This is a genomic window from Falsarthrobacter nasiphocae, assembly GCF_031456275.1.
Lineage (GTDB): Bacteria > Actinomycetota > Actinomycetes > Actinomycetales > Micrococcaceae > Falsarthrobacter > Falsarthrobacter nasiphocae.
Genome location: NZ_JAVDUI010000001.1, coordinates 615,340 through 637,140 on the forward strand (window position 1 = coordinate 615,340; position 21,801 = coordinate 637,140).

At 67.2% G+C, this 21,801-nt stretch carries 18 protein-coding genes, 1 tRNA gene and 1 pseudogene; 4 read left to right on the top strand and 16 right to left on the bottom strand.

What is annotated here, in order from left to right:
* The 3 genes from J2S35_RS02725 to J2S35_RS02735 form a co-directional block, all read right to left on the bottom strand.
* Complete coding sequence (locus J2S35_RS02725) at positions 1-483, bottom strand: glycosyltransferase family 4 protein (protein ID WP_309849554.1); 483 nt, start codon at positions 481-483, stop codon at positions 1-3.
* On the bottom strand, positions 473-1,027 hold the full coding sequence (locus J2S35_RS02730; protein ID WP_309849555.1) for a hypothetical protein: 555 nt from the start codon (positions 1,025-1,027) through the stop codon (positions 473-475). The genes J2S35_RS02725 and J2S35_RS02730 overlap by 11 nt, the downstream gene beginning before the upstream one ends.
* Before the next feature lie 215 nt (positions 1,028-1,242).
* A complete protein-coding gene (locus J2S35_RS02735) occupies positions 1,243-2,337 on the bottom strand; it encodes a glycosyltransferase family 4 protein (protein WP_309849556.1) in 1,095 nt (364 codons plus the stop codon).
* 517 nt (positions 2,338-2,854) lie between these two features.
* Here J2S35_RS02735 and J2S35_RS09915 point away from each other — a divergent pair.
* A complete protein-coding gene (locus tag J2S35_RS09915; RefSeq protein ID WP_343826361.1) occupies positions 2,855-3,136 on the top strand; it encodes a PqqD family protein in 282 nt (93 codons plus the stop codon).
* A gap of 147 nt (positions 3,137-3,283) precedes the next feature.
* Here the strand turns inward: J2S35_RS09915 and J2S35_RS02740 are convergent, their stop codons facing one another.
* The 3 genes from J2S35_RS02740 to J2S35_RS02750 form a co-directional block, all read right to left on the bottom strand.
* Complete coding sequence (locus J2S35_RS02740; protein WP_309849557.1) at positions 3,284-4,264, bottom strand: ribose-phosphate diphosphokinase; 981 nt, start codon at positions 4,262-4,264, stop codon at positions 3,284-3,286.
* Between the two features lie 62 nt (positions 4,265-4,326).
* Positions 4,327-5,790, bottom strand: a complete 1,464-nt coding sequence (gene glmU / locus J2S35_RS02745; RefSeq protein ID WP_309849559.1) for a bifunctional UDP-N-acetylglucosamine diphosphorylase/glucosamine-1-phosphate N-acetyltransferase GlmU — start codon at positions 5,788-5,790, stop codon at positions 4,327-4,329.
* Between the two features lie 69 nt (positions 5,791-5,859).
* Positions 5,860-5,931, bottom strand: a tRNA-Gln gene (locus tag J2S35_RS02750).
* A gap of 144 nt (positions 5,932-6,075) precedes the next feature.
* Here J2S35_RS02750 and J2S35_RS02755 point away from each other — a divergent pair.
* Positions 6,076-7,395 (top strand): UDP-glucose dehydrogenase family protein, encoded by a 1,320-nt coding sequence (locus J2S35_RS02755; protein ID WP_309849561.1) that lies wholly within the window; start codon positions 6,076-6,078, stop codon positions 7,393-7,395.
* A 7-nt stretch (positions 7,396-7,402) separates the two neighbouring features.
* Here the strand turns inward: J2S35_RS02755 and J2S35_RS02760 are convergent, their stop codons facing one another.
* The gene (locus J2S35_RS02760; RefSeq protein WP_309849563.1) at positions 7,403-8,518 is read right to left on the bottom strand and encodes a glycosyltransferase; all 1,116 of its coding nucleotides are present in this window, start codon (positions 8,516-8,518) and stop codon (positions 7,403-7,405) included.
* Positions 8,515-9,060 carry a DapH/DapD/GlmU-related protein gene (locus J2S35_RS02765; protein ID WP_309849564.1) on the bottom strand — a complete coding sequence of 182 codons (546 nt, stop codon included), beginning with the start codon at positions 9,058-9,060 and terminating at the stop codon, positions 8,515-8,517. The genes J2S35_RS02760 and J2S35_RS02765 overlap by 4 nt, the downstream gene beginning before the upstream one ends.
* Positions 9,061-9,191: 131 nt before the next feature.
* Between J2S35_RS02765 and J2S35_RS02770 the strand changes: the two genes are divergently transcribed.
* Positions 9,192-9,494: a DUF6504 family protein gene (locus J2S35_RS02770; protein ID WP_309849566.1), complete on the top strand. Its 303-nt coding sequence runs from the start codon at positions 9,192-9,194 to the stop codon at positions 9,492-9,494.
* 9 nt (positions 9,495-9,503) lie between these two features.
* On the top strand, positions 9,504-12,896 hold the full coding sequence (locus J2S35_RS02775; RefSeq protein WP_309849568.1) for a DNA polymerase III subunit alpha: 3,393 nt from the start codon (positions 9,504-9,506) through the stop codon (positions 12,894-12,896).
* Here the strand turns inward: J2S35_RS02775 and J2S35_RS02780 are convergent.
* The 8 genes and pseudogenes from J2S35_RS02780 to J2S35_RS02815 all read right to left on the bottom strand — a co-directional run bounded on the left by J2S35_RS02780 (position 12,893) and on the right by J2S35_RS02815 (position 21,770).
* On the bottom strand, positions 12,893-14,746 hold the full coding sequence (locus tag J2S35_RS02780; RefSeq protein WP_309849571.1) for an ABC-F family ATP-binding cassette domain-containing protein: 1,854 nt from the start codon (positions 14,744-14,746) through the stop codon (positions 12,893-12,895). The two genes, J2S35_RS02775 and J2S35_RS02780, sit on opposite strands and share 4 nt — an antisense overlap.
* A gap of 61 nt (positions 14,747-14,807) precedes the next feature.
* On the bottom strand, positions 14,808-15,797 hold the full coding sequence (locus tag J2S35_RS02785; RefSeq protein WP_309852999.1) for a 4-(cytidine 5'-diphospho)-2-C-methyl-D-erythritol kinase: 990 nt from the start codon (positions 15,795-15,797) through the stop codon (positions 14,808-14,810).
* Between the two features lie 51 nt (positions 15,798-15,848).
* Positions 15,849-16,694 (bottom strand): annotated as a pseudogene (gene rsmA, locus J2S35_RS02790) (16S rRNA (adenine(1518)-N(6)/adenine(1519)-N(6))-dimethyltransferase RsmA); the annotation flags it as partial.
* A gap of 9 nt (positions 16,695-16,703) precedes the next feature.
* Entirely contained in the window at positions 16,704-17,972 is a 1,269-nt protein-coding gene (locus tag J2S35_RS02795; protein ID WP_309849573.1) for a G5 domain-containing protein, read from the bottom strand.
* A 134-nt stretch (positions 17,973-18,106) separates the two neighbouring features.
* A complete protein-coding gene (locus tag J2S35_RS02800) occupies positions 18,107-19,180 on the bottom strand; it encodes a hypothetical protein (RefSeq protein WP_309849575.1) in 1,074 nt (357 codons plus the stop codon).
* Between the two features lie 136 nt (positions 19,181-19,316).
* Positions 19,317-20,234: a TatD family hydrolase gene (locus J2S35_RS02805; protein WP_309849577.1), complete on the bottom strand. Its 918-nt coding sequence runs from the start codon at positions 20,232-20,234 to the stop codon at positions 19,317-19,319.
* A gap of 88 nt (positions 20,235-20,322) precedes the next feature.
* The gene (locus tag J2S35_RS02810) at positions 20,323-21,117 is read right to left on the bottom strand and encodes a DDE-type integrase/transposase/recombinase (protein ID WP_309849397.1); all 795 of its coding nucleotides are present in this window, start codon (positions 21,115-21,117) and stop codon (positions 20,323-20,325) included.
* A gap of 167 nt (positions 21,118-21,284) precedes the next feature.
* Positions 21,285-21,770 (bottom strand): hypothetical protein, encoded by a 486-nt coding sequence (locus J2S35_RS02815; RefSeq protein ID WP_309849395.1) that lies wholly within the window; start codon positions 21,768-21,770, stop codon positions 21,285-21,287.
* Positions 21,771-21,801 lie beyond the last annotated feature (31 nt).

Sequence of the window (21,801 nt, forward strand, 5' to 3'; positions counted from 1 at the left end):
TTACCCGCCTGTCCGATCAGAAGTTGAGACGCTGTCTAGAGCTGCCTTCCAGCCGACCTCCAACTGGGCACTGGACATCAAATTTTGCAGGCGCGCACGGCCTGCCGCGCCAAGACGGTCAGCGCCGGATGCGTCATTTGCCAATGCCATCATGGCTTGGGCAAAATCTGCAGCTGCGTCACCGAGGAGGAATTCCCGACCTGGCACAAGCGGGATTCCTTCGACGCCCTTACGAGTCGCGACGATGGGCAAACCTACTGACAACCCATCAAGAACCTTGGTCTTGACGCCCGTGCCATAAGTCACAGGGGACAAGAACATGCGATGCCCGCTCAAGGCTTCTTCGAGACTCTCAACGTATCCAAGAAGATGGATGCCAGTGCCCTCAAATTCTTGAGCGTACTTCTCTCGTCCAGCACCAATGACGTCTACTCTGAAATCGAACCCGCGCTGTCGAGCTACGGGCAGGACTTCATCGCGCAAGAAACGCAGAGCCGCTAGGTTTGGGCCAAAGTGAAGAACGCCCAAAAAAAACCGCACTATTGGCGGGCGCCTTCGACGGCACCGACGCCCCTCGGGCATCGACAGCCATGGGCAAGGCAACGACGCCGGTGCCTGAGCGCTCAGCCAACACCTGCGCCTCGGCCTCACTCGTCATCGCGGTGACATTCGCCGTACGAGCGATGAGGATCTCTTGTCTCCGTGCTCGATGGGCTTCCATCCCGAGCGTCAACTTGGCTACTCGTTCAGCGAGAGGGCGCAACGCTGCAGGGATTTGGCTCCCGAAATATCCAAGAATACTGTCGTTTCCGGCAGAGAATTCGGGAGAGGAGTATCGGTCGGACAGCAGGTCATCCAGATGCATGATCACGGGGCGGCCGGTTGCTAGCAACGGACTCCACACCCGCAATCCGTCGCCGATGACAACATCGGCGGAGACCTCATCGGCCAGCTCCATGACGGCCCGTGTCACGCTCCGGCCAGAAAACAGGGCCTCATTCAGGGTGCGTCGGCTGGGCAGCGCCATGGTTACAGCTATAGCCCGAGTGATGAGACTCGGCGGGTTGATTCGCCTCAGCTCTGCACCCGCCCATGTCTCGGGCAAGTCGTCATGAGTAATCGCGGCGACAATAACGTTGAGTCCGTTGGCGCGGAGGCTACGAACCGCGGTCTCGAGCACTGCTATCCGCCCCGTTCGGGGGGCATTAGGGTTTCGTGCGGCCAGGAGGAGGGCTGTCTTCATTAAGCGTCAACCTTCTCTGGGGACTCATCGGCATCCACAGACTTGCGTTTTTTAGATTCAAAGATATCGACAGTCTGACGGAGTGCAGACTCGAACTTATCGATCATTACATGTTGCCTGTAATGAACGACGTGCTCCTTGGATGCTTCACGCAGGTGGGCCACTAGGTCATCGTCTGTGAACAAGCGTTCGAGCTGCGCTGTCAAGTCATCAACGTCGTTGGGCGTGAAGAGAAGTCCTGCTGAACCAATCGCCTCAGGAAGCCCGCCGTGGTTGGCGACAAGAGTGGCGCACCCAGCTGCTGCATTTTCGATGGTGACTGTGCCAAAAGGCTCTGGGATACGGGAAGGAACGACGGCAATAGTATTGCGGTTCAGCAGGTCGTTGATTTCAAGACCCTTACGCTGCCCAGCAAGATAGACGTCCTGGCTCAGTCCCAAACGGGCAATCTGAGACTCAATGACATCTAGCTGGTCTCCCCCTCCGATGAGGGTCAGCTTCGGTTTGTGTCCGGCCGCCTTCAACCTTGCAACAGCCTCAATCAGTAAGTCGATGCCCTTGTCGGCCGACAGGCGACCGAGATAGGCGATTCCCTGACGCTCCCTCGTTTCACCCTTGTCATAGAAAATCTTATCCCGATATGAGTTATGAATAACCTCGACCGGGGGGCGAACATGGCCCGCCAAGGCACGGGAGTTAGAGACCAGCTTGTCCGCCCTCTCCACAACCCCGTACTTGAGCTCATACTTCATGCTCTGGATCGGAGTCAACGCCTCTCCGGGCAACGTGATCCAAGAGCGCAGCGCTATCAGCCATGGCCGACGGACCATGGCAAGAGGCCACGCGAATCGAAGACAGGGATTATTGTGCATGACTACGTCAGCCCATTTGTGAGCTTCGATCAGTTTGCGCCGACTCGGTTCACGCAAGATTTTAAAAGGAAACGTCTCATCCCGATTGGTCTCGCGCGTGTGGGTGACGATCGTGACCTCGTGACCGTGGCGCTCCACCAATCCCCGGGCGATGAGTTCTGCAGTAACTTCAACGCCACCGAAGTCGGGGTTGAAGCGATGAACTACTAGGAGAATTTTCACAACGACTCACGTTCTTGATTCGATTTGACGTTCACTACGATGCGCACGGGGCAACAACCCCCAAGGACTTGGGGCTGCGGGTCACGTGTCGGCGAAAGTCTAGGCCCCGTCGACGTACCCGGCGTGTCCGCGTCGACCTCATACCCAGTGAGGTCATCCGAACAGTCACAGGCCCATCAGGCTCCAATGGCCCCAGCCACAGATGGGTCGGCTTCTCCCCGCCACTGACGGCAACAGGTTCAAAGGGGGCGGTCAAGCACAGTTGCCGAGCCGAAGCGGTCTCGGAAACAGGGGTGCGGGGCATATTGAGGTTCCTCGGGGGTGGACTATAGAAGTGCTCTCAGCACTACCTCCTGGGCCGCGCCCCGCCTGCCTTCCGGATCAGGGGGTCCGGAGACGAGACGTGGACCAGTTTGCTAGTACAAGCTTCATGAATATTGTAGCCGTTCAGGCCGGTAGAATACAGAGGCGGAGCTGAGATCCGGGTCTCGGGCCGCGCCCATCTAGACTCATGCCTATGGAATATCGATGGAAGACAGCCGCCGGAGTGGCCGCGTCATCGCAGACGCACCCTCTGCCTGCGACGTACGTCCTCTCCCCGTCGGAAGAGACTCCCGTCTGCCTCACCGACTCGGGCGAGGCCATATGGTGCGCCCTGACGTCAGACCCGCGCCCCGAGTCGGAGATTGTGAGCGATGTCGCGCAGGCCTACGGCATTGAGGACGAAGTTGTCGCGGAAAGTATCTCCTCGTTCCTGGAAACGCTTGAAGAACGAGGCCTGGTTGTCAGGGTGGGCTAGAGCCTCAGTCGCGACACTGCAGAGGGACTCTTGGAGAGGCGTGGGGGTGATCTCCCTCCCTCGCTCCAGCAATGGGAAAAGAGGGGCGTCTGGGCCCACGCGGTGTGAGAGTGGGATAGGGGCAGCCTGCTGCCCCTATCCCACGCCCTAGGCCTTGCCGTCGAAGAGGCTCGTCACGGAGCCGTCTTCGAAGACCTCGCGAATGGCCCGCGCGATGAGCGGGGCGATCGAGAGGACCGTGAGGTTCTCGAAACGCTTCTCCGTGGGGATCGGCAGGGTGTTCGTCACGACGACCTCGCGCGCGCCGCTCTCCGCGAGGCGCTGAGCGGCCGGCGGGGAGAACACGGCGTGCGTGGCCGCGATGATGACGTCCTTGGCCCCGGCGTTCTTGAGGACCTGGACGGCGCCGGCGATGGTTCCGCCGGTGTCGATCATGTCGTCGATGAGCACGCACGTGCGCCCCTCGATCTGTCCCACGACCGTCTTGGAGACGGCCTGGTTGGGAACGGTCAGGTCACGGGACTTGTGAACGAACGCGAGCGGCGCCCCGCCCAGCATCTCGGCCCACTGCTCAGCCACGCGGACGCGGCCCGTATCAGGAGAGACAACCGTGACGTTGTCCACATCCACCCGTGAGCGGATGTAGTCCGCGAGGAGGGGAATGGCCATGAGGTGGTCCACGGGGCCGTCAAAGAAGCCCTGGATCTGCGCCGTGTGGAGGTCCACGGACATGATGCGGTCCGCGCCGGCCGTCTTGTAGAGGTCCGAGACGAGACGGGCGGAGATCGGCTCACGGCCGCGGCCCTTCTTGTCCTGGCGCGCATACGGGTAGAACGGGGACACCACCGTGATGCGCTTGGCGGAGGCACGCTTCATCGAGTCGATCATGATGAGCTGCTCCATGAGCCAGTTGTTCAGGGGCGCCGGGTGGGACTGGATGATGAAAGCGTCCGTTCCGCGCACGCTCTCTGCGGAGCGGACGTAGATCTCGCCATTGGCGAAGTCGTAGGCGTCGACGGGCAGCAGTTCAGTGCCGAGCTCTTCGGCAACCTGCGCCGCGAGCTCCGGGTGGGCGCGCCCGGAGGCGAGGACGAGTTTCTTTTCGCCGTAGGCGGTAATTCCGCTCATGAAGTCAGATCCTTCTCGTGATCGGTGACGTGAGACCGTCTGGCCAGTCTAGTCCGTACCAGTCAGTTCTGGGCCTCGGACTGGGCGTCCGCAGCGCCGTCGGCCTGAGCCGCCGCCTCAGCCGCCGCGGTCCCGGGACGGTTGTCCCTGACCCACCCCTCGAGGTTCCGCTGCGAGGCCACCGTCAGGGCGAGCGCCCCGGCCGGCACATCTTTGCGGATCACCGTGCCTGCGCCCGAGTACGCGCCGTCTCCGACCGTCACGGGGGCCACGTACATGTTGTCGGAGCCCATGCGGACGTGGTCGCCGATGGTCGTGCGGTGCTTGTTGACGCCGTCGTAGTTGACGAAGACGCTGGCCGCGCCGATGTTGGACTCTCGGCCGATCGTCGCATCCCCCACGTAGGAGAGGTGCGGAACCTTGGAGCCCTCACCGATCTCGGCGTTCTTCGTCTCGACGAACGTGCCGATCTTGCCTCGCGCGCCCAGACGGGTTCCGGGGCGGAGGTAGGCGAACGGGCCGACGCTTGCCCCCGCCCCGAGCACGGCGTCCGAGCCGTGCGTGCGGATGACCTGCGCGCCCTCCCCCACCTCGACGTTGGTCAGGGTGGTGTCGGGGCCCACCGTAGCGCCGTCGGCGATCGTCGTCGTCCCCTGGAGCTGGGTGTTGGGCAGGATGGTGACGTCCTGGCCGATGGTGACCGTGTCGTCGATCCATGTCGTGGCGGGGTCCACGACCGTGGCGCCGCCTCGCATGGCCGCCTCGACGGTGCGCCGGTTCATCTCCTTGCCAAGCGAGGCGAGCTGGACGCGATCGTTGGCGCCCTCAACCTGGCGCTCGTCCTCGACCACCGAGGCCGCGACGCGGCCGCCGGCCTCCCGAGTGAGACCGAGGACATCCGTGAGATACATCTCGCCCTGGGCGTTGTCCGTGGTGACCTTGGCGAGCGCGTCGCGAAGGGCGGCGATGTCGAAGGCGTAGACGCCCCCATTGAACTCGCGGATGGCCCGCTGCTGCTCGGTGGCGTCCTTGTGCTCGACGATCGCGAGGACCTCACCCCCCTCGCCGCGCACGACACGGCCGTACCCGGAGGCGTCCTCGACGACGGCCGTCAGGACCGTCACCTTGTTCCCGGACGAGGTGTGGTCCTCGGCGAGGCGGCGCAGGGCCTCCCCCGTCATGAGCGGCGTGTCCCCGCTCGTGACCAGGACGGTCCCCTCCGTCACGCCTGCGGCCTCAAGGGCCTCGAGCCCGGCCTGCACGGCGCGTCCGGTGCCCGGGATCTCGTCCTGGTCGGCGATGAGAATGTCGGCGTCAGTCGCCAGGGCGTGCTCCACGACGCGGTCGCGCTGGTGGCGGACGACGACGGCGACCTGCTCGGGGTCAACCCCGCGGGCCGCGCGGATGGCATGGGCGAGCATGGAGCGCCCGCCGATGGCGTGGAGGACCTTGGGCTTCTCGGACTTCATCCGGGTGCCGGCCCCGGCTGCCAGGACGATCACGCTCGGGCGGGTGGATGCGCTCATTGACTCTGGGCTCCTTGAACGTTGGGGTCTGGGCCTGTGCGGCTCGGGGGAACCGTTCAGGCCCCGTTGTTCCGCCCTTAGGATTCGAACCTAAACTGCACGGCTCCAAAGGCCGGCGTGCTGCCGTTACACCAGGGCGGACCAGCCGGGATGCTCTCTCGACACAGATGTTCATTATGCCATTACCCTCCAGCCAGATTGGCTCATCGCAGAGGCGGTTGTCCGTGGTTGGATGGAGTGACCAGTCGCCCTTCGAGGTTGACCAAGCGAGAGGATGACCCAGACATGGCAGAAGATTCAGTGAAGATCGCGGTTATCGGCTGCGGCTATCTCGGGGCCGTTCACGCCGCATGCATGGCCAGCCTGGGCCACGATGTGATCGGCATCGACGTTGACGCCAACAAGATCGCGCGGCTTCAAGCTGGGGAAGCACCGTTCTTCGAGCCACAGCTCAACGAGCTCCTCGTCGAAGGCCAAAGCGCGAGCTCACTCTCCTTTGCTCACTCCTCTACCCACGCCTCTGAAGCCGATGTGATCTTCATCTGCGTGGGCACTCCCCAGCGAGAAGGGGACTACGCGGCGAACCTGGACTACCTTGATGCTGCCTTCCGCTCGGCAGCCGCTGTAGCCAAAGAGGGCGCCTTGTTGGTCGGGAAATCCACCGTTCCCGTCGGCACTGCTGAACGGCTGAGGCGCGAGATCGCGCTGACCCGTCCCGACCTCACCGTCATGTGGAACCCCGAGTTCCTGCGGGAGGGGCACGCAGTCTCTGACACGCTCGGGCCTGACCGCCTCGTATACGGGGTCGCTAACGGGGACGATGAGGCTGTCGAGCGCCTCGACGCTGTCTACGCTCGTCTCCTCAGCGAAGGCACCCCGAGACTCATCGTCAACCTGCCCACCGCCGAGCTGGTCAAAACTGCCGCAAATTCCTTCCTGGCCACGAAGATCAGCTTCATCAACGCCATGGCTGAGCTCTGCGAGGCCTCTGGCGCAGATGTCACCCTCCTTGCAGATGCGATCGGTCGCGACGAGCGGATTGGGCGCCGCTTCCTCAACGCTGGAATCGGCTTTGGCGGGGGGTGTCTTCCGAAGGACATTCGCGCCTTCTCAGCTCGTGCGGGTGAAATCGGGGCAGACGAGGCGCTGACCTTCTTACGCGAGATTGACCTGATCAATCTCCGCCGACGCAACCGGGCTGTCGAGGCCATAGCGGCCATGTGCGGCGGCTCGCTCTTGGGCAAACGGATTGGTGTCCTCGGGGCCTCTTTCAAGCCTGAATCTGACGACGTCAGAGACTCCCCCGCCCTGAGCATCGCGCAGCAGCTCCAGCTCCAGGGAGCAAGCGTGCGGGTATACGACCCAGAGGCCATGGAGAACGCCTCGAGGCGCTTCCCCGAGCTGCGCTATGTCGCGGATTGGCAGAGCGCGGTAGCGGGGGCAGACGTTGTTGCCGTCCTCACAGAGTGGACCCAGTTCACAGAGCTCTCACCTGAAGCCCTGTCGACTCACGTGCGGTCCCAGGCGCTCTTCGACGGTCGAAACGCCTTCGACCCAGCCACCTTCCGGGAAGCTGGCTGGGTCTACCGCGGCGTCGGACGCTGACCCCTCGTCACGAGCGGTAGCGACGCTCCAGCCGGTCCACCACGGACGAGACGCCGAACGCGGAGCGGACATACTGCTGCGCGCGCTCACCCAGGCTGGTTCGCGCTTCGGGGGATGAGAGAAGGGGGCGGAGTGCTGCAGCCAGCTCTTCTGCCCCGCCATCGTAAGCCACCCCTGCGTCCGCGTTGACGATACCCGGGGCGATGCCACAATCGCTGCGCATGACAACAGGCAGTCCCACAGCCTGGGCTTCGATGATGGTCATCCCGAACGGCTCTCGTTCGGCCGGGAGGACATACACACCCGCCTGCGCCATCCGGCCTGCCGTCTGGTCCGGCGCCAGCGGCCCCTCCCAGCGGACGCGTCGCGCTAGAGCAGGATCCGCAGCAAGCACGCGGTTGATTGCCTCGACTTCTCCCTCATCTGGGCCCACAAGGGAGAACGTCCACTCGGGGAAATCGGCAGCGAGGAGCTTCGCCGCCTGAACGAAGTCCATCGGCCTCTTCCGGGGGGCGAGGCGCGCGAGATACAGGACATCTGTCTTCTCTGCGGGATTCGCTTGGGGACGGGGCTCATCAAAGTCCAAACCGTTCGGCAAGACTTCAACCTGAGCCTTGGGCTCAACCTTGAGAAGCTCAGCCCGCTCCGTTTCCACGAGGGCGTAGACAACATCGGCGCGCGAAAGGGCGCGTCGGACAACCACGGAATCGAGGATCTTCGCGCTCTTCTTGGAGTTGGGAACCACCATCCCGTGGGTCTGCGCCACGTACTTACGCCGAGCCGCCAAGACCGCTGCGGCGGCCGGGACGAGCACGAGGTCCCGGGCGAAGTGAAGGTGCACTGCATCGAAGCGGGACAGGTTGGCCAGGAGCCACGGCGCCATCGTGGGAGCAGACACGCCCGCGAATCCTGCCCCAGGAAGGACCTGCACGGCCGGGAAGAGCTTGACGGGAACGCCGTGGAACTCGCGCGGCAACTCCCCCTCAAATCCCCGCGCCCCGGCAACAAGAAGGACCTCGTGTCCGCGCCGCATAAGCTCCCGGAGCTGGATCAGAGCCACACGGAGAGGCCCCCCAAGCTCCCCATCGGGTGTCACGAGAGTGACGACATGCAGGATTTTCATGCTTGGGTGCTCTTCGGCTCACGGACGTCAGCCTTGGGTGCCAGGACCTTTGCGCCAGAAGGGACGTCCTTGACGACGAGCGCCTGAGCCCCGACGAGGACGTCGTCGCCCACCGTTACCCCCCGCAGAATTGTTGACCGAGCGGCAAGCCAAGAGCGGGCCCCGATGGTGATCGGAGCATTGTCGAACTCAAAGTTGTCATGGTCAAAGAGGTGGCTGCCCGTGCAGAGGAAAACCTCCTGGGAGACGCAGGTGTTGTTGCCGATGCGAACAGGCTCAAGATTGAGGATCCATGCCCCTTCCCCAATCCAGACCGAGTCCTCAAGCTCAAGCTTCCACGGCCAGTGAATTCGAACCCGGTGCCGAACGAGGCAATCCCGCCCGATCTTGGCGCCGAACATGCGCAGGACAGACATTCGCACCTTGGGAGGGCACCACCAATGCTGGAGAACAGCCCCCTGCGTGGCCAGCCATGCGGCTTGAACCAGCTTGCTCCGCCCCTTGTCATAGCCAACGCCCGTAAACCCGCGCAGATCCTTCATCTTCCTTCTTCCGCTGATCGATAGGTCGTCATCGCACCAATTCTATGCGGCCCCGCCGCCCAGGCTTGGCACCGGCCACCCCTCGATCTACACTCAGTATCGAAAGTATGTTCGAATGAGTGGGGGCGTTCATGACTGCGCAGACGGCGCTGAACCCGGGGACAGCGAGGGTCTGGACCTCGGCTGCCGGCGCGCCCTCGCGTCTCGTCTGGAACGGCCGCCGCTTCGTCGTCGTCTCCAAGCCCATCCCCTGGATGGCCCGGGATGCGTGGTGGGAGACCGCCGCCAGGGCCCCCATGGGAGAGGGCGCGGAGATGGTCAACCGGCCCATGTGGCAGGTCCAGGCGCGCGCGCTCGAGGACGGGGAGCTGCTCATCTTCGACCTCGCCGTCACACAGGGCCCCGTCTGGCCCGTCACCGGGATCTTCGACTAGGGGCACGGGATGGAGAGATTCACGCACCTCAACGTCGCGAGCGCCTACTCCGCGCACCACGGGACGAGCCACCCTGAGGCCCTGGTGGAGGCGGCCCACGCCGCGGGCGCCGAGGCCGCGGCCATCACGGACCGGGACGGCATCTACGGCGCTGTCCGGCACATCCGGGCATGCCTCGCTGCGGGGCTGGCCCCCGTCGTCGGCGTCAACCTCCAGGTGCGCGCGGAGGGCGAGCTGTCCGAGGTGTCGGTTCTGGCCCACGGCCAGAACGCGGGAGCGGGCTGGGCCGGGCTCGTGCGCCTGATCTCCGCCGCGCACTCCCCCCGGCGCCGCGGCCTGCGCTCCGCCCACGGGACGGCGCACCGGGACGCATGGATCACCCCCGAGCAGGCACCCCTCTTCCTCCTGGGGGAGAACGGCCCCACGAGCACCGTGCTGCTCGGCCCCCGGTCAGAGGTCGGGTCCGCCGTCCTGGCCGGGGACCCAGAGCGCGCCCGGCGGCTCCTGTCCGCGTGGGAGGCGCGGATGCCCGGCGGGGTGGCACTGGAGGTCGTCTGCCACTACGCCAAGCCCGGCCAGTCCGGAAGCCTCCAGCACGCGGCCGCCATGGCGCGCCTCGCCCACTCGGCTGGGATTCCCGCCGTCCTGACCAACGCCGTGCGCTACCTGACCCCTGACGACGCCCTGACGGGGGACGTCCTGGACTCGGCCGCGCAGCTGCTCCCCCTGGGCGCCTACCCGCCCCAGCCCAACGGCCAGGCGTGGCTCAAGCCTGCTGGCATGATGCGGCGGATGGCCTTCCAGATCGCCGAGTACGCGGGCCTGGGCCGGCAGTTCGCCGTGGACCTCCTCTCCCGGACCGAGGAGACGGCGGAGCGCTGCCGGCTGGACCCGGACGCAGACCTCCGGTGGCGTCAGCCCAAGGTCCCCGAGCTCGAGGTTCTCGGCCTGGCCGGGCAGGACCCCGCGCAGGTCCTGCGTCAGCGATGCGAGGCGGCCGTCCTCGAGCGGTACCCGGCGGCGGGCGGCGCAGAGCTCACGCGCATCCGGGAGCGCCTCGAGATGGAGCTGTCCACCATCGGCGGGTTCGGCTTCGAGACCTACTTCCTCACCGTCGCCGAGGTCGTCGCCCTCATCCGGGGCATGGGCGTCAGGGCCCAGGCCCGGGGGTCGGGAGCGGGCAGCCTCGTCAACTACCTCCTGCGGATCGGGAGCGTGGACCCGCTGGAGCATGACCTGCTGTTCGAGCGCTTCCTCGGCACGGCGCGAAGCACCCTGCCGGACATCGACATCGACATCGAGTCCGCCCGCAGGCACGAGGTCTACCGGGCTGTCTTCGAGCGGTTCGGGCATCACCGGACCACCCTGCTGTCCATGCAGAACGCCTACCGGGCGCGGGGCGCCGTGCGGGACGCCGGCCAGGCGCTGAGCCTCGGGGAGGAGCAGATCACCCAGATCGCCGAGAGCCTGTGGCGCTACAACGCCCGGGACCTCCGCGCGGCGCTGTCCACCAAGCCGGAGCTGCGGGACGTGGCCGCCCAGATCGCCTCCGAGCCGCGCCTCGACCTCCTCGTGGACTTGAGCGAACGGCTTGACCGGCTCCCCCGCCACATCTCCATGCACCCCTGCGGCGTCATTCTCGGGGACAGCACCCTTCTCTCCGTGACGCCCACCCAGCCCTCGGGGATCGGCCTGCCCATGGCTCAACTGGACAAGGACGACATCGACGACATGGGCCTCATCAAGATCGACATCCTGGGCGTGCGCATGCAGTCTGCCCTCGCGTACGCGGTCGGGGAGATCGCGCGCGTCAACGGCCCGGAGGCCGCGGTGGCGGGCGGGCTGCCGGCGGACGCCCCGTACGTCTCCGCTGACGGAACGGTGGACTTGGACTCCATTCCGCACGACGACGAGCCCACGTTCCAGCTCATCCGCAGCACTCACACCCTCGGCTGCTTCCAGATCGAGTCCCCGGGCCAGCGGTCCCTGCTCGGGCGCCTCCAGCCGGACCAGTACGAGGACCTCATCGCCGACATTAGCCTGTTCCGTCCCGGTCCCATGAAGAGCAACATGGTGGCGCCCTTCATCCGGGCCAAGCACAGCTCCCGCATCCCCAACGTGCTCCACGAGCGCTTCCGCCCGTTCCTCTCGGAGTCCTACGGGGTGGTGATCTACCACGAGCAGGTCCTGCGGATCTTCGCGGAGACCATGGACATCAGCCTCACGGAGGCGGACGAGCTCCGCCGCTCCCTGAGCCGGGAGGGGGAGCGGATCGAGGCGGACTTCCGGGCCCGTGCGGGCGCCAAGGTGGACGCGGACGGGCGCCGCGTGTACACGGACCGGGACGTCGAGTCCATCTGGGAGACGCTGCGCTCCTTCGGCTCGTTCGGCTTCTGCAAGGCGCACGGGGCCGCGTTTGCCCTGCCCACCTACCAGTCCGCGTGGCTCAAGGCCCACTATCCCGTGGAGTTCCTGACGGGGGTCCTCGAGCACGACCCGGGGATGTATCCCCGCAGGCTCCTCATGGCCGAGGCCCGGCGGATGGGCATCCCGATCCTGCCGCTGGACGTGAACCGCTCGCTAGACCGCTACCGGGCAGAGAGCCTCGGGGACGCGGAGGGCTCCAAGGGGATTCGGCTGTCCCTGAAGGACATCAAGGGCATCCAGGCCGGGGAGGTCCAGCGCCTCGTGGCCGGGCAGCCCTATTCCTCCATCACGGACGTCTACCACCGCGCCCAGCCGTCGCGCCCCCTCATGCTCCAGCTCGCCCAGCTCGGCGCCTTCGATTCCCTCACCTCCGGGGACGCGCAAGGGGCCCGGCGCGGGAGTGCCATCGCCTACGTCCGTCAGCTCACGGCCCGCTCCCGGGTCTCAAGGCCGCAGGCACCCCGGGATCAGCTCGCCCTCCTCAGCGAGCGGGACCTCATGGACGCCTCCATCCCGGACCCGAGCCAGGAGGAGCGGACCGCACTGGAGCTGGACCTGCTCTCCACGGAGGTCTCGGAGCATCTCATCGAGTCCTACCGCCCCCTCCTCGACGAGCTGGGGGTGACGCGGGCCAGCGAGCTCGCCTCACTCCGCCACAAGTCCCCCGTGCTCGTGGCGGGGATGCGGGTGGCCACGCAGACCCCTCCCATGCGCTCTGGGCGGCGGACGGTCTTCATCAGTGTCGACGACGGGACTGGCGTCATCGACACCACGTTCTTCGAGGAGGCCCAGGAGCGGACGGGCCCGGTCCTCTTCGGCACGCAACTGCTCCTCATCCAGGGCACGGTCTCGCACTTGGGCGAACGAGACACATCCATCCTCGCGGAGGAGGCCAAGGACCTCAAGGCCGTCTGGGCCCAGTGGAGCGCGCTTCGGAGGGGCCGCTCAGACGATCAGGCCGCCGCTTATGCCTAGTCCCCTGCCGTCTCGAGCGCCTCCAGCCACTGGAGCTCCAGCTCCTCGCGGCTGGCCTCCGTGGCCCGCAGCTCTGCGTTGACACGATTAATCGCTTCATAGTCGGACCCCGTGGCCAGCTCGGCGAGCTCCGCGTGGAGCTTCGCCTCGGCGGCCTCGGTCTTCGCGATCTGCCGCTCGAGCTTGGCGGCGTCCTTCCGGGCCTGCCTCCGCTCGGCCTCGCTGGGCCCTCCCTTCGGGGCGTCAGCGCTGGCCGGCGCCCCCGAGCCGGCGGCGTTCAGCCCCGCGGCCCCGTCGTCGCCCTCCATGACCCGGAGGGAGCCGCTGCCCGCCCGGACGCCTTCCATCTCATTGCGAAGCTGAAGGTACTGGTCAACGCCGCCCGGCAGGCCGCGGATCTTCCCGTCTCCCAGGAGGGCCACCTGGTGGTCCGTGACGCGCTCCAGAAGGTAGCGGTCGTGGGAGACGACCACGAGGGTGCCAGGCCAGGAGTCCAGGACGTCCTCGACGGCCGCGAGGGTGTCGGTGTCGAGGTCGTTCGTGGGCTCGTCCAGCATGAGGACGTTGGGCTCGCCCACGAGGAGACGCAGCAGCTGAAGGCGGCGCCGCTCTCCGCCCGAGAGCTCGGAGACGCGTGTCCACTGCTTCTCCCGCGTGAAGCCGAGCTGCTCCACGAGCTGCCCCGCGGACACCTCCTTGCCGCCGATCTCGAAGACCTGCCGCTCCCGCTGGATGACCTCAATGACCCGCAGGTGCTTGAGCTCGTCGAGCTCCCGCACCTCCTGGGTGAGGACTGCCGGGACCACCGTCTTGCCGCGCCTGATCCGCCCGGAGTCCGGCTCGATCTCCCCCGAGAAGAGCCGCAGAAGGCTGGACTTGCCGGCGCCGTTGACGCCGACGACGCCGATCCGCTCGCCCGGCGCGAGGCGCAGGGTCACGTTGTCGAAAATGGTCTTCCCGGACAGCGTGAGGCTGATGTCCTCGGCGTCGAAGACGTCCTTGCCGAGGCGGGCCGTGGCCATGGAGCGCAAGGACACGGAGTCGCGGGGGTCCGGAACGTCGGAGATGATCTCGTTCGCGGCCTCGATGCGGAACTTCGGCTTGGACGTCCGGGCCGGGGCACCGCGGCGCAGCCAGGCCAGCTCCTTCTTCATGAGCTGCTGGCGCTTGTTCTCCACGACCGACGCCATGCGGTCCCGCTCCGCCCGGGCGAGGACGTAGGCCGCGTACCCGCCGTCGAAGTGGTCGACGACCCCGTCGTGCACCTCCCACGTCAGGGTGCACACCTCGTCGAGGAACCAGCGGTCGTGAGTGACGACGAGCAGCGCGCCGTCGTTGGCCCGCCAGCGCTTCTTGATGTGCTGTGCGAGCCAGGCGACGCCCTCGATGTCGAGATGGTTCGTGGGCTCGTCAAGCATGATGACATCGTGGTCCCCGGCCAGGAGGCGGGCCAGGGCCACGCGGCGCCGCTGACCTCCGGACAGGGTCCCCACGCGGGACCCCAAGTCGAGCTCCGCGACGAGGCCGTTCATGATGTCGCGGATGCGGGCGTCCGAGGCCCACTCGTGGTCCTCCGCGTCCCCGACGAGCGCGTAGCGGACGGTCCAGTCCGGGTCGAGGACGTCCTGCTGGTCCAAGTACCCAACGCGCAGCCCGCCGCGGTGCGTCACACGCCCCGAGTCCGGGGTCTGACGCTGGGCGAGGAGGCGCATCAGGGTCGACTTGCCGTCGCCGTTGCGCCCGACCATGCCCACCCGGTCCCCCTCGTCCAGGCCCAGCGTGACGTCGTCGAGCACAGTACGGGTGGCGAAGGAAACGGAGACATGTTCAGCGCCGAGAAGGTGAGCCACAGTCAATCCTTTCGGGGGTCAGGGTATGAGAGACAAAGGACGACGACGGGCTGCGCGTGGTTCACGCAGACTCAGCCCGCAGACGCGCCCCGGGGACGGGGCCGTGCACGGCGGTGGCCCGCCCGTAGCCCCGGTCCGCGAGCCGGCGGGCGAGGAGCGCGGCGGCCTCGGCGTCGTCGGCCAAGAAGGCCAGCGTGGGGCCGGAGCCGGAGACGATGCCCGCGAGCGCACCCTCCTCACGGCCCGCCGCGAGGGCGTCCGCGAGCTCGGGAGCGAGGTCGAGGGCAGCCTCCTGGAGGTCATTGTGCAAGAGGGGGGCCAGCGCGCGGGGATCCGCGCGGCGGAGGGCATCGATGAGGTCCTCGTCCACCGCCTGGGGCTCGGGGGCCGTCTCGCCGCGGGCGGCCCGAAGCTCGTCGAGACGGGCAAAGACCTCAGGGGTGGAGAGCCCACGCTCGGAGGGGACAAGGACCCAGTGGAGGGGGGCTCCCGCCTCGACGGGGCTGAGGCGGTCCCCCACGCCGAGGCCCGCCGCCGCGCCGCCCGCAAGGGCGAATGGCACGTCCGCTCCGAGGGTGGCGGCCATCTCCGCGAGGCGCTCCTCCGGGACGGGGCTCCCGAACCAGGCGTTGGCCGCCACGAGGGCGGCAGCGGCGTCAGCGCTCCCGCCGCCCATGCCCCCTGCGATGGGGACGAGCTTGCGGAGAGTGAGAGTGGCCTCATCCGAGCCGGGGGCTACGGGCTCCCCAGCGGCATCGGCGACGGCGTTCACGGCCCGGGCCGCGAGATTGCGGCCGTCGAGGGGGACGCCCGCGAGGCCGAGGCGCGCATCGGAAGCCGCGTCGAGGAGGAGCCGCGGGTGCGTCGTCGGCCGCCCAGAGAGGGTCACGGTCTCCTCCAGGGAGACGGCAAGGAAGAGGGAGGCGAGCGAGTGGTAGCCGTCCTCCCTGGCCGGGCCAACGCGCAGCCCCACGTTGATCTTCCCCGGCGCGGTCGCCGTCACAGGCGCGATGGCCGACACAGGCGCCGTCGCGGTGGCGGTGGCCGTCACAGGCGCCGTCGCGGTCGCGGGCGCACCCCGGCCGCCCGGCCCGTCCGTGAGACGGTTCTCCGCGATGGCCGCGAACTCCTCTATGGTCAGCGTCTCGCCGCGGCGGGACGGGTCCACACCCGCTGCCCGGAGAGCCTGCTCTGCGAGCACACCGGACCCGGCCCAGCCCGCGAGCGCAGCCCGCAGGGTCTTGCGGCGCTGGGCGAAGGCGGCGTCGATGACAGCGAAGACCTCTTCCCGGCTCGCCGACGTGGCGGGGGGCTCGCGGCGCACGAAGCGCACGAGGCCCGAGTGGATCTTCGGCGCGGGCCAGAACACGTTGGTCCCGATCACGCCGGCTTTGGTCACCTCCGCGTACCACGCGGCCTTGACGCTCGGTACCCCGTAGATGCGCCCTCCGGGGCGGGCGGCGAGGCGGTCCGCGACCTCGTCCTGGACCATGACGAGGCCGTGCCTGATCCCGGGAAAGCGCTCAAGCATGGTCAGGAGGACGGGGACGGCCACGTTGTACGGCAGGTTGGCGACGAGAGCGCTCGGCTCCCACGGCAGCTCCGTCACGGCCATCGCGTCCGAGAGCACGACGGACAGGTCCGCGGCACGCTCCGGCCTGCGCTCCTCGGCCGTGCGGGCCAGGCGGGAGGCCAGCACCGGGTCAATCTCCACGGCGACGACGCGCGTGGCCGCGTCCAGCAGGCCAAGCGTCAGGGAGCCCAGCCCGGGGCCGACCTCGACGACGGTCTCTTCCGGCGAGAGCTCGGCCTTGTCAACGATGCGGCGAATGGTGTTCGGATCGATGACGAAGTTCTGCCCCAGCGTCTTCGTGGGGCGCACGTCGAGTTCCGCGGCGAGGGCGCGGATGTCGGCAGCTGAGAGGAGGGGACGCGTGGAGGGATTCACCCGTCCATCCTACGGGGACGGCTCGGCGGCCTCCGCTGTGGCCTGCGTGCTGCCGCTCTCGGTGCCCGTGTTCGGCAGGGACGAGAGGCGGGGATCGGCCGAAGGGGTGCCCGTGCTGGACGGGCTTGCCCCTGACCCGCTTTCGCTCGGGCTACGCGAAGGCTCCGAGCTCGGCGCCGTCGTGGGGGTCGGCTGGAGTGAGCTCGGGCTCGGCGTGGGCTCCCGGGACGGCTCCGGCGACTGCGTCGCGGGCGGAGTGGTCGGGTCCGTGGTGGGACGCGACGGCGGCGTGGTGGGCGGTGTCTGCGTCGGGGACGGCACCTGGGGCGTGCCCACGGGAGCGGGCAGGGTCGGCAGGGGCGCGGGTGCCGGCGTCCATGCGGGCTGAGGCGCGGCGGGGGCCGGCTGGGCCCACGGCGTGTAGAACGGCGAGGGCGACACGGACGGCGCGGAAGACGGCGGCACACTCCCGGCCTGGAGGGTGGGGTATGACGAGTGCGACTCGGCCAGCGTTGGGTGCGTCCCGCCCGACTGAACGGGGCCGATGGCCACTTGCTCCGCGACGGGCCTGCGGGAGATGGTGGTTGAGACGAGGACTCGCTGGAGGCTTCCGTCCTTGGAGGCCTCCACGCGGTAGACCCGCACCCGCTGGCCCGGGCTGCCGGCGCGCATGACGCGGCGCGTGCCCGAGGCCATGTTGGGATCCACATACTGCTCCGACATGTACGGGATCTGCTCATCCTCCTTGACGGTGAGAGGCAGCTGAAGCTTCTGCACATAGATGATCATGCCGTCATGGATGAGCGAGGACGGCAGGACCCCGTTGACCGCGGCGAGCGGCTCGTTGAGATCCAGCCCGGTCCGCTCGAGAAGCTCCCGGACGGTGGCCACGCGCGTGAACACCTGGAAAGACTTGTTGCCGGAGACAATGGTGACCTCCCGGGCCAGGTCCACGACGAGCGGCCCCGTGAGACGGTCCAGGCTTGTGTCCTCCGGGACGTTCGGCACGGCATGCCCGGCGTAGCCGAGCTCGTCGAGAAGGTGGCCCACCGTCAGGGAGGAGGTGCGCACGGTCTTGGTCTCGCCGTTGACGATCACCGTGACGGTCTGCTCCTGGGCCCGGAGCGCCGATGATCCCGCAGCGGCGATGGTGGAGCTTCTGCCGACGGGAAGATAGGCGACGGTCCCGGCGACGAGCGCCACGATGACGAGGGCCTGCGGGATGGCCCGGCGGGAAAGCCAGGCCGGCTGGGCGTGAGGGGATGGGGACTCTGTCATGTTCCGCTCACCTCCCGGTGAAGACTCGCATACTGGCGGTGCCTGTGAGCCTGCCAGGCACGACGGCGCCGGACAGGGTCATCTCATTCTAGAAGAGACGACTGTGACCGTCGAGCCCCCGCCGGGATGGAGTATCAGGTGTGGTCGTGAAGCTGCTCGAACGGCGGAACCCTCCGCTGCCTCCACAGCCGCCTGCCGTGCCCGGCCAGGTCGAGCGCAAGGCGGAGCGGGGTCCTCCGCCCAAGGACGAATTCTTCGGAGAGGCGGCTGCGCCACTCGGGGAGGCTCACCGTCCAGAACCAGCTGTCCCTCTTACCCACGGCCACCGCCACACGGGAGAACCCCCCCGACTTCTCGGCAGGCAGATGCCACACCGTGAGGTCGCCGTCGTCGGCCCTGACCCCCCGCATGGAGTGGGCGGTCCAGATGCGCCGGACGCGGTGGTCGAGGCTCGCGACGTCCTGACGGTGGAGCGCGTAGTTCATGATGTGCTCCTCCGTGCGCAGGTAGTCCGTGCGCCCGGCCTCGAACTCTGCGAGGGCCGTCTCCCACGCCCTCTCCGCACGGGCCTGGATGGCGCGCACGGACGGGCCCTGGAAGACGTACATCTCCCCGCCGTAGTACCACGGCAGGGTGCGGTCTCCGTCAATCCGCGCGTGGGCCTCCGCCGACGTTAACCGGGATACCCCGTTGTACATGTGCCGTGCCGGCATCTTCAGGGCGTACGCCCCGCACTGCCCGCCGAGTTCCTCGACGAGCTCCTCGAGCGGGCGGATGACGACGACGTCCGGGTCGAGGAGAATGCAAGGGCGCTCGTCGAGCCCCGCGACGACGTCGAGAACGAAGACCGAGGCCTGGAATGAGGGCAGGAAGCCCTGGGGAGCTTTGTGCAGGAAGGGGATGACCTCACTCGCCACCCCCAGCGCCTCGAAGTCCGTGCGGTGCCGCTCCGGCAAGGGCGCATTGGAGATGAACACCAGCTCGGCGTCAGGCGAGACCCGCTTGACGGAGGCGAACGCGACCTTCATGCATTCGAAGTACCGGTCTACGGGGTTCGCAGCCTGAATGTTGGGGTTGATCTGCTCGTGCTCGTCCAACTGAGCGAAGGGCACGAGCACTCGCAGAGGCTGAGAGAATCCCTGGGACACAGGCTGTCTCCTGGCGGTTGTCGTCGTCGAGCGGCGGCGGCGCACTCGTGTGTGTCTCATGTGCGGTGCCCAGCGATCAGAAGCAGTGAAAAGCGCTTCTCTCCTACGGTTGTCCGCTCGTCATCAATTCTCCCAGACCGCGGAACATGCCACAACCAAAGCAGGCCATTCACAGGCAAATGTGACGGAGAAAGCATCACCACTGCCCGTAGACGGCCTCGGTGTTGGCCACGGACAGGTCGCAGAACTCGGCCAAGTCCATCCCCAGCGTCTCGGCGATGAAGCGGACGGTCACGGGCGTCATGTACGTGGCGTTGGGCTGGCCGCGGTAGGGGTGCGGCGTGAGGTACGGCTGGTCAGTCTCCGTGAGGATGAGCTCGGGGCGCGCGATGCGCAGGGCGGCCTGAAGCTCGGTGGAGTTGGCGAACGTCACCGTGCCGGAGAAGGACATCCGCCACCCCCGCTCGTTGCACAGGCGCGCGAGGTCAGGGCCACCCGAGAAGCAGTGGAAGACGATGGGGATCTCGGGGCGGACGTCCTCGAGGATGCGGACGACGTCGTCGTGCGCGTCTCGGTCGTGGATCTGGACGGCCTTGCCGAGCCGCTCGGCGATCTCCAGGTGGGCGCGGAAGGACTCCTCTTGCCACCCGATCCCCTCGGGGCCAGTGCGGAAGCGGTCCATGCCGGTCTCGCCGAGTGCGCGGATCCGGGGGTGGTCCGCGATGCGGGCGATCTCCTCAAGGGCCGCATGCAGCGTGCCCGCCGCGCCGAGCTCTGCGGCGTCGTTGGGGTGGATGGCCACGGCGCCGAGGAGGCGGGGCTCGGTCTCGACGACGTCGCGCGTGAAACGTGCCGACTCGAGGTCGAAGGCGACCTGGACCGCTCGGGTCACCCCCACGGCCTCTGCCGCGTCCATGGCCTCCGCGGGCGTCACAGGGGGCAGGCCCGGCCGGAGGTTGAGGTGCGTGTGATTGTCGACGACGGGGCGCGGCAGCGGCTCGGGCGCCGGCGGGTACTCGCGGCGCCGCCGGGCCTTGAGCTCCTTCGCGGTGAGGGTCTCAGGGTCCGGGGCATCCTGGGGCCGGTAGGCACAGGGAATCGCTGAGGTGCACATGTTCTCGAGCTTAGCGGCCGCGCTCCCCCGCCGCCCCCGCGCCGCCGGCCCGTTTGCCCCTCGGCGGTGGTTGTCAACCTGTGTGGAGTCAGTGTCGGGCCAGTTCAGGGCATGGGGTATTGATCCCAGCCCACCCGGGCTGCCTCACAACGACCGGGACCCCACCCCGGAAGCGGGAGGGGTGCGTCTTCGCGTACGAGCGCAGCGTCTTCTCTCGCGCCTGATGGGAGCGCTTCCATGCCCCGGAATACACCTCGTCCGGAGTGAAGTACCCGATGCCACGGTGGTAATGCTCCCTGTTGTACCAATTCACATGCGCGGTAACGAACTCTCGGGCATGCTCCAAGTCCGTGAACACAGCCGGAGCGCCGGGACGGTATTTCATCGTGCGGAACTCGGATTCCTTGAACGCGTTGTCGTTGCTCACTCGCGGGCGATTGAAACTCATCCGGACTCCCAGGCCCGTGAGGAACCCTGTCAGAAGATTCGAGCGCATCGCCGAGCCTGAATCCGAATGGACCACATCCGGAATGACTCCGCCGGCTGTGGTGATGGCCTCCAGGAACACGTCCCGGGCCAGAACGTCCTGCTCGCTGTCGTGAACCGCGAACCCGACGATCTTGCGCGAGTACAGGTCCATGACGCTGTAGGCGTGGAAGTGCTGTCCGACGTACGGGCCTGGCAGCAGTGTGATGTCCCAGCACCAGGCCTGATTCGCCGCCGAGGCGAACACCACTGGCGCTTTCACCGGGGCCCGGCGGGCCCGCTTGGACCGCACGACGGGGCGGTTGCCGCGGGGCAGGGTGCGCGCGATCCTCGACCACGTGCTCAACGAGCCGAGCATGCGCCCCTGGGACCAGTGCTTGGCGAACGTGTCGCTCACGCTGCTCCCTTCAGCCCAGCCCTGTGTGATGGCCCCAGCGATTTCCTCTCGTTCCTGGGGGCTGAGCGCGGCGGGCTGCACCCGGTCTGCTTGGGGTGTTGGGGAGGGGACTTTCGCGCGCGGCTTCTGCCGGTAGTGCCAGGTGGAGCGGGCAATGCCTAAAAGGCTCAGGGTTCCTCGCAGGGAGTATCCGGGCTGGGCACAGATGGTGTCGACGAGGTCGTGTTCGCGCTGTAGAAAGTCGAGGGAGCGTTGGTCCTCGGGGTGGGATCGGATGAATGCTCGCTCATCGTGTGCATCATCCCGATAGCTTTTCCCAGCGCTTCACTCACGGTGCGGTGGGCTTGTGCTTCTTCTCGCAGCTGCGCGATCTGCGCGGCGTGTTGGTCTTTCAGGTCTTGGATTTCTTGCTCTCGGGCGGCAAGGAGCTTCTCCAGGTGGGGAAGACGTGCGGGATTTGAAGGCATAGAGGCAGTGTCTCGGGGGATCAGGCCGCGGTCAAGATCGCCTTCGAAGTACGCGGAACGCCACGAGGTTAGCTGATGGCGAGAGAAGGGCTGCTCGCGGAGCCAAGCCCCTTTCCTTCCGTAAGGAACTTGGTGGTAGGCCAGGATGGCTGCTCGTTTTTCCTCGGCGGTGTAGCGCGCACGCATGGTGAGGGGTCCTTGTCTGTGGGCTGGTTGC

Excerpts from the sequence above, each read along its gene's own strand:
- J2S35_RS02740 (WP_309849557.1), bottom strand. The coding sequence starts at position 4,264 with ATGAGCGGAATTACCGCCTACGGCGAAAAGAAACTCGTCCTCGCCTCC.
- J2S35_RS02795 (WP_309849573.1), bottom strand. The coding sequence starts at position 17,972 with ATGACAGAGTCCCCATCCCCTCACGCCCAGCCGGCCTGGCTTTCCCGC.
- J2S35_RS09915 (WP_343826361.1), top strand. The coding sequence starts at position 2,855 with ATGGAATATCGATGGAAGACAGCCGCCGGAGTGGCCGCGTCATCGCAG.
- J2S35_RS02755 (WP_309849561.1), top strand. The coding sequence starts at position 6,076 with ATGGCAGAAGATTCAGTGAAGATCGCGGTTATCGGCTGCGGCTATCTC.
- J2S35_RS02815 (WP_309849395.1), bottom strand. The coding sequence starts at position 21,770 with ATGCGTGCGCGCTACACCGCCGAGGAAAAACGAGCAGCCATCCTGGCC.
- J2S35_RS02730 (WP_309849555.1), bottom strand. The coding sequence starts at position 1,027 with ATGGCGCTGCCCAGCCGACGCACCCTGAATGAGGCCCTGTTTTCTGGC.
- J2S35_RS02800 (WP_309849575.1), bottom strand. The coding sequence starts at position 19,180 with ATGAGACACACACGAGTGCGCCGCCGCCGCTCGACGACGACAACCGCC.
- J2S35_RS02770 (WP_309849566.1), top strand. The coding sequence starts at position 9,192 with ATGACTGCGCAGACGGCGCTGAACCCGGGGACAGCGAGGGTCTGGACC.
- glmU (WP_309849559.1), bottom strand. The coding sequence starts at position 5,790 with ATGAGCGCATCCACCCGCCCGAGCGTGATCGTCCTGGCAGCCGGGGCC.
- J2S35_RS02765 (WP_309849564.1), bottom strand. The coding sequence starts at position 9,060 with ATGAAGGATCTGCGCGGGTTTACGGGCGTTGGCTATGACAAGGGGCGG.
- J2S35_RS02775 (WP_309849568.1), top strand. The coding sequence starts at position 9,504 with ATGGAGAGATTCACGCACCTCAACGTCGCGAGCGCCTACTCCGCGCAC.
- J2S35_RS02760 (WP_309849563.1), bottom strand. The coding sequence starts at position 8,518 with ATGAAAATCCTGCATGTCGTCACTCTCGTGACACCCGATGGGGAGCTT.
- J2S35_RS02805 (WP_309849577.1), bottom strand. The coding sequence starts at position 20,234 with ATGTGCACCTCAGCGATTCCCTGTGCCTACCGGCCCCAGGATGCCCCG.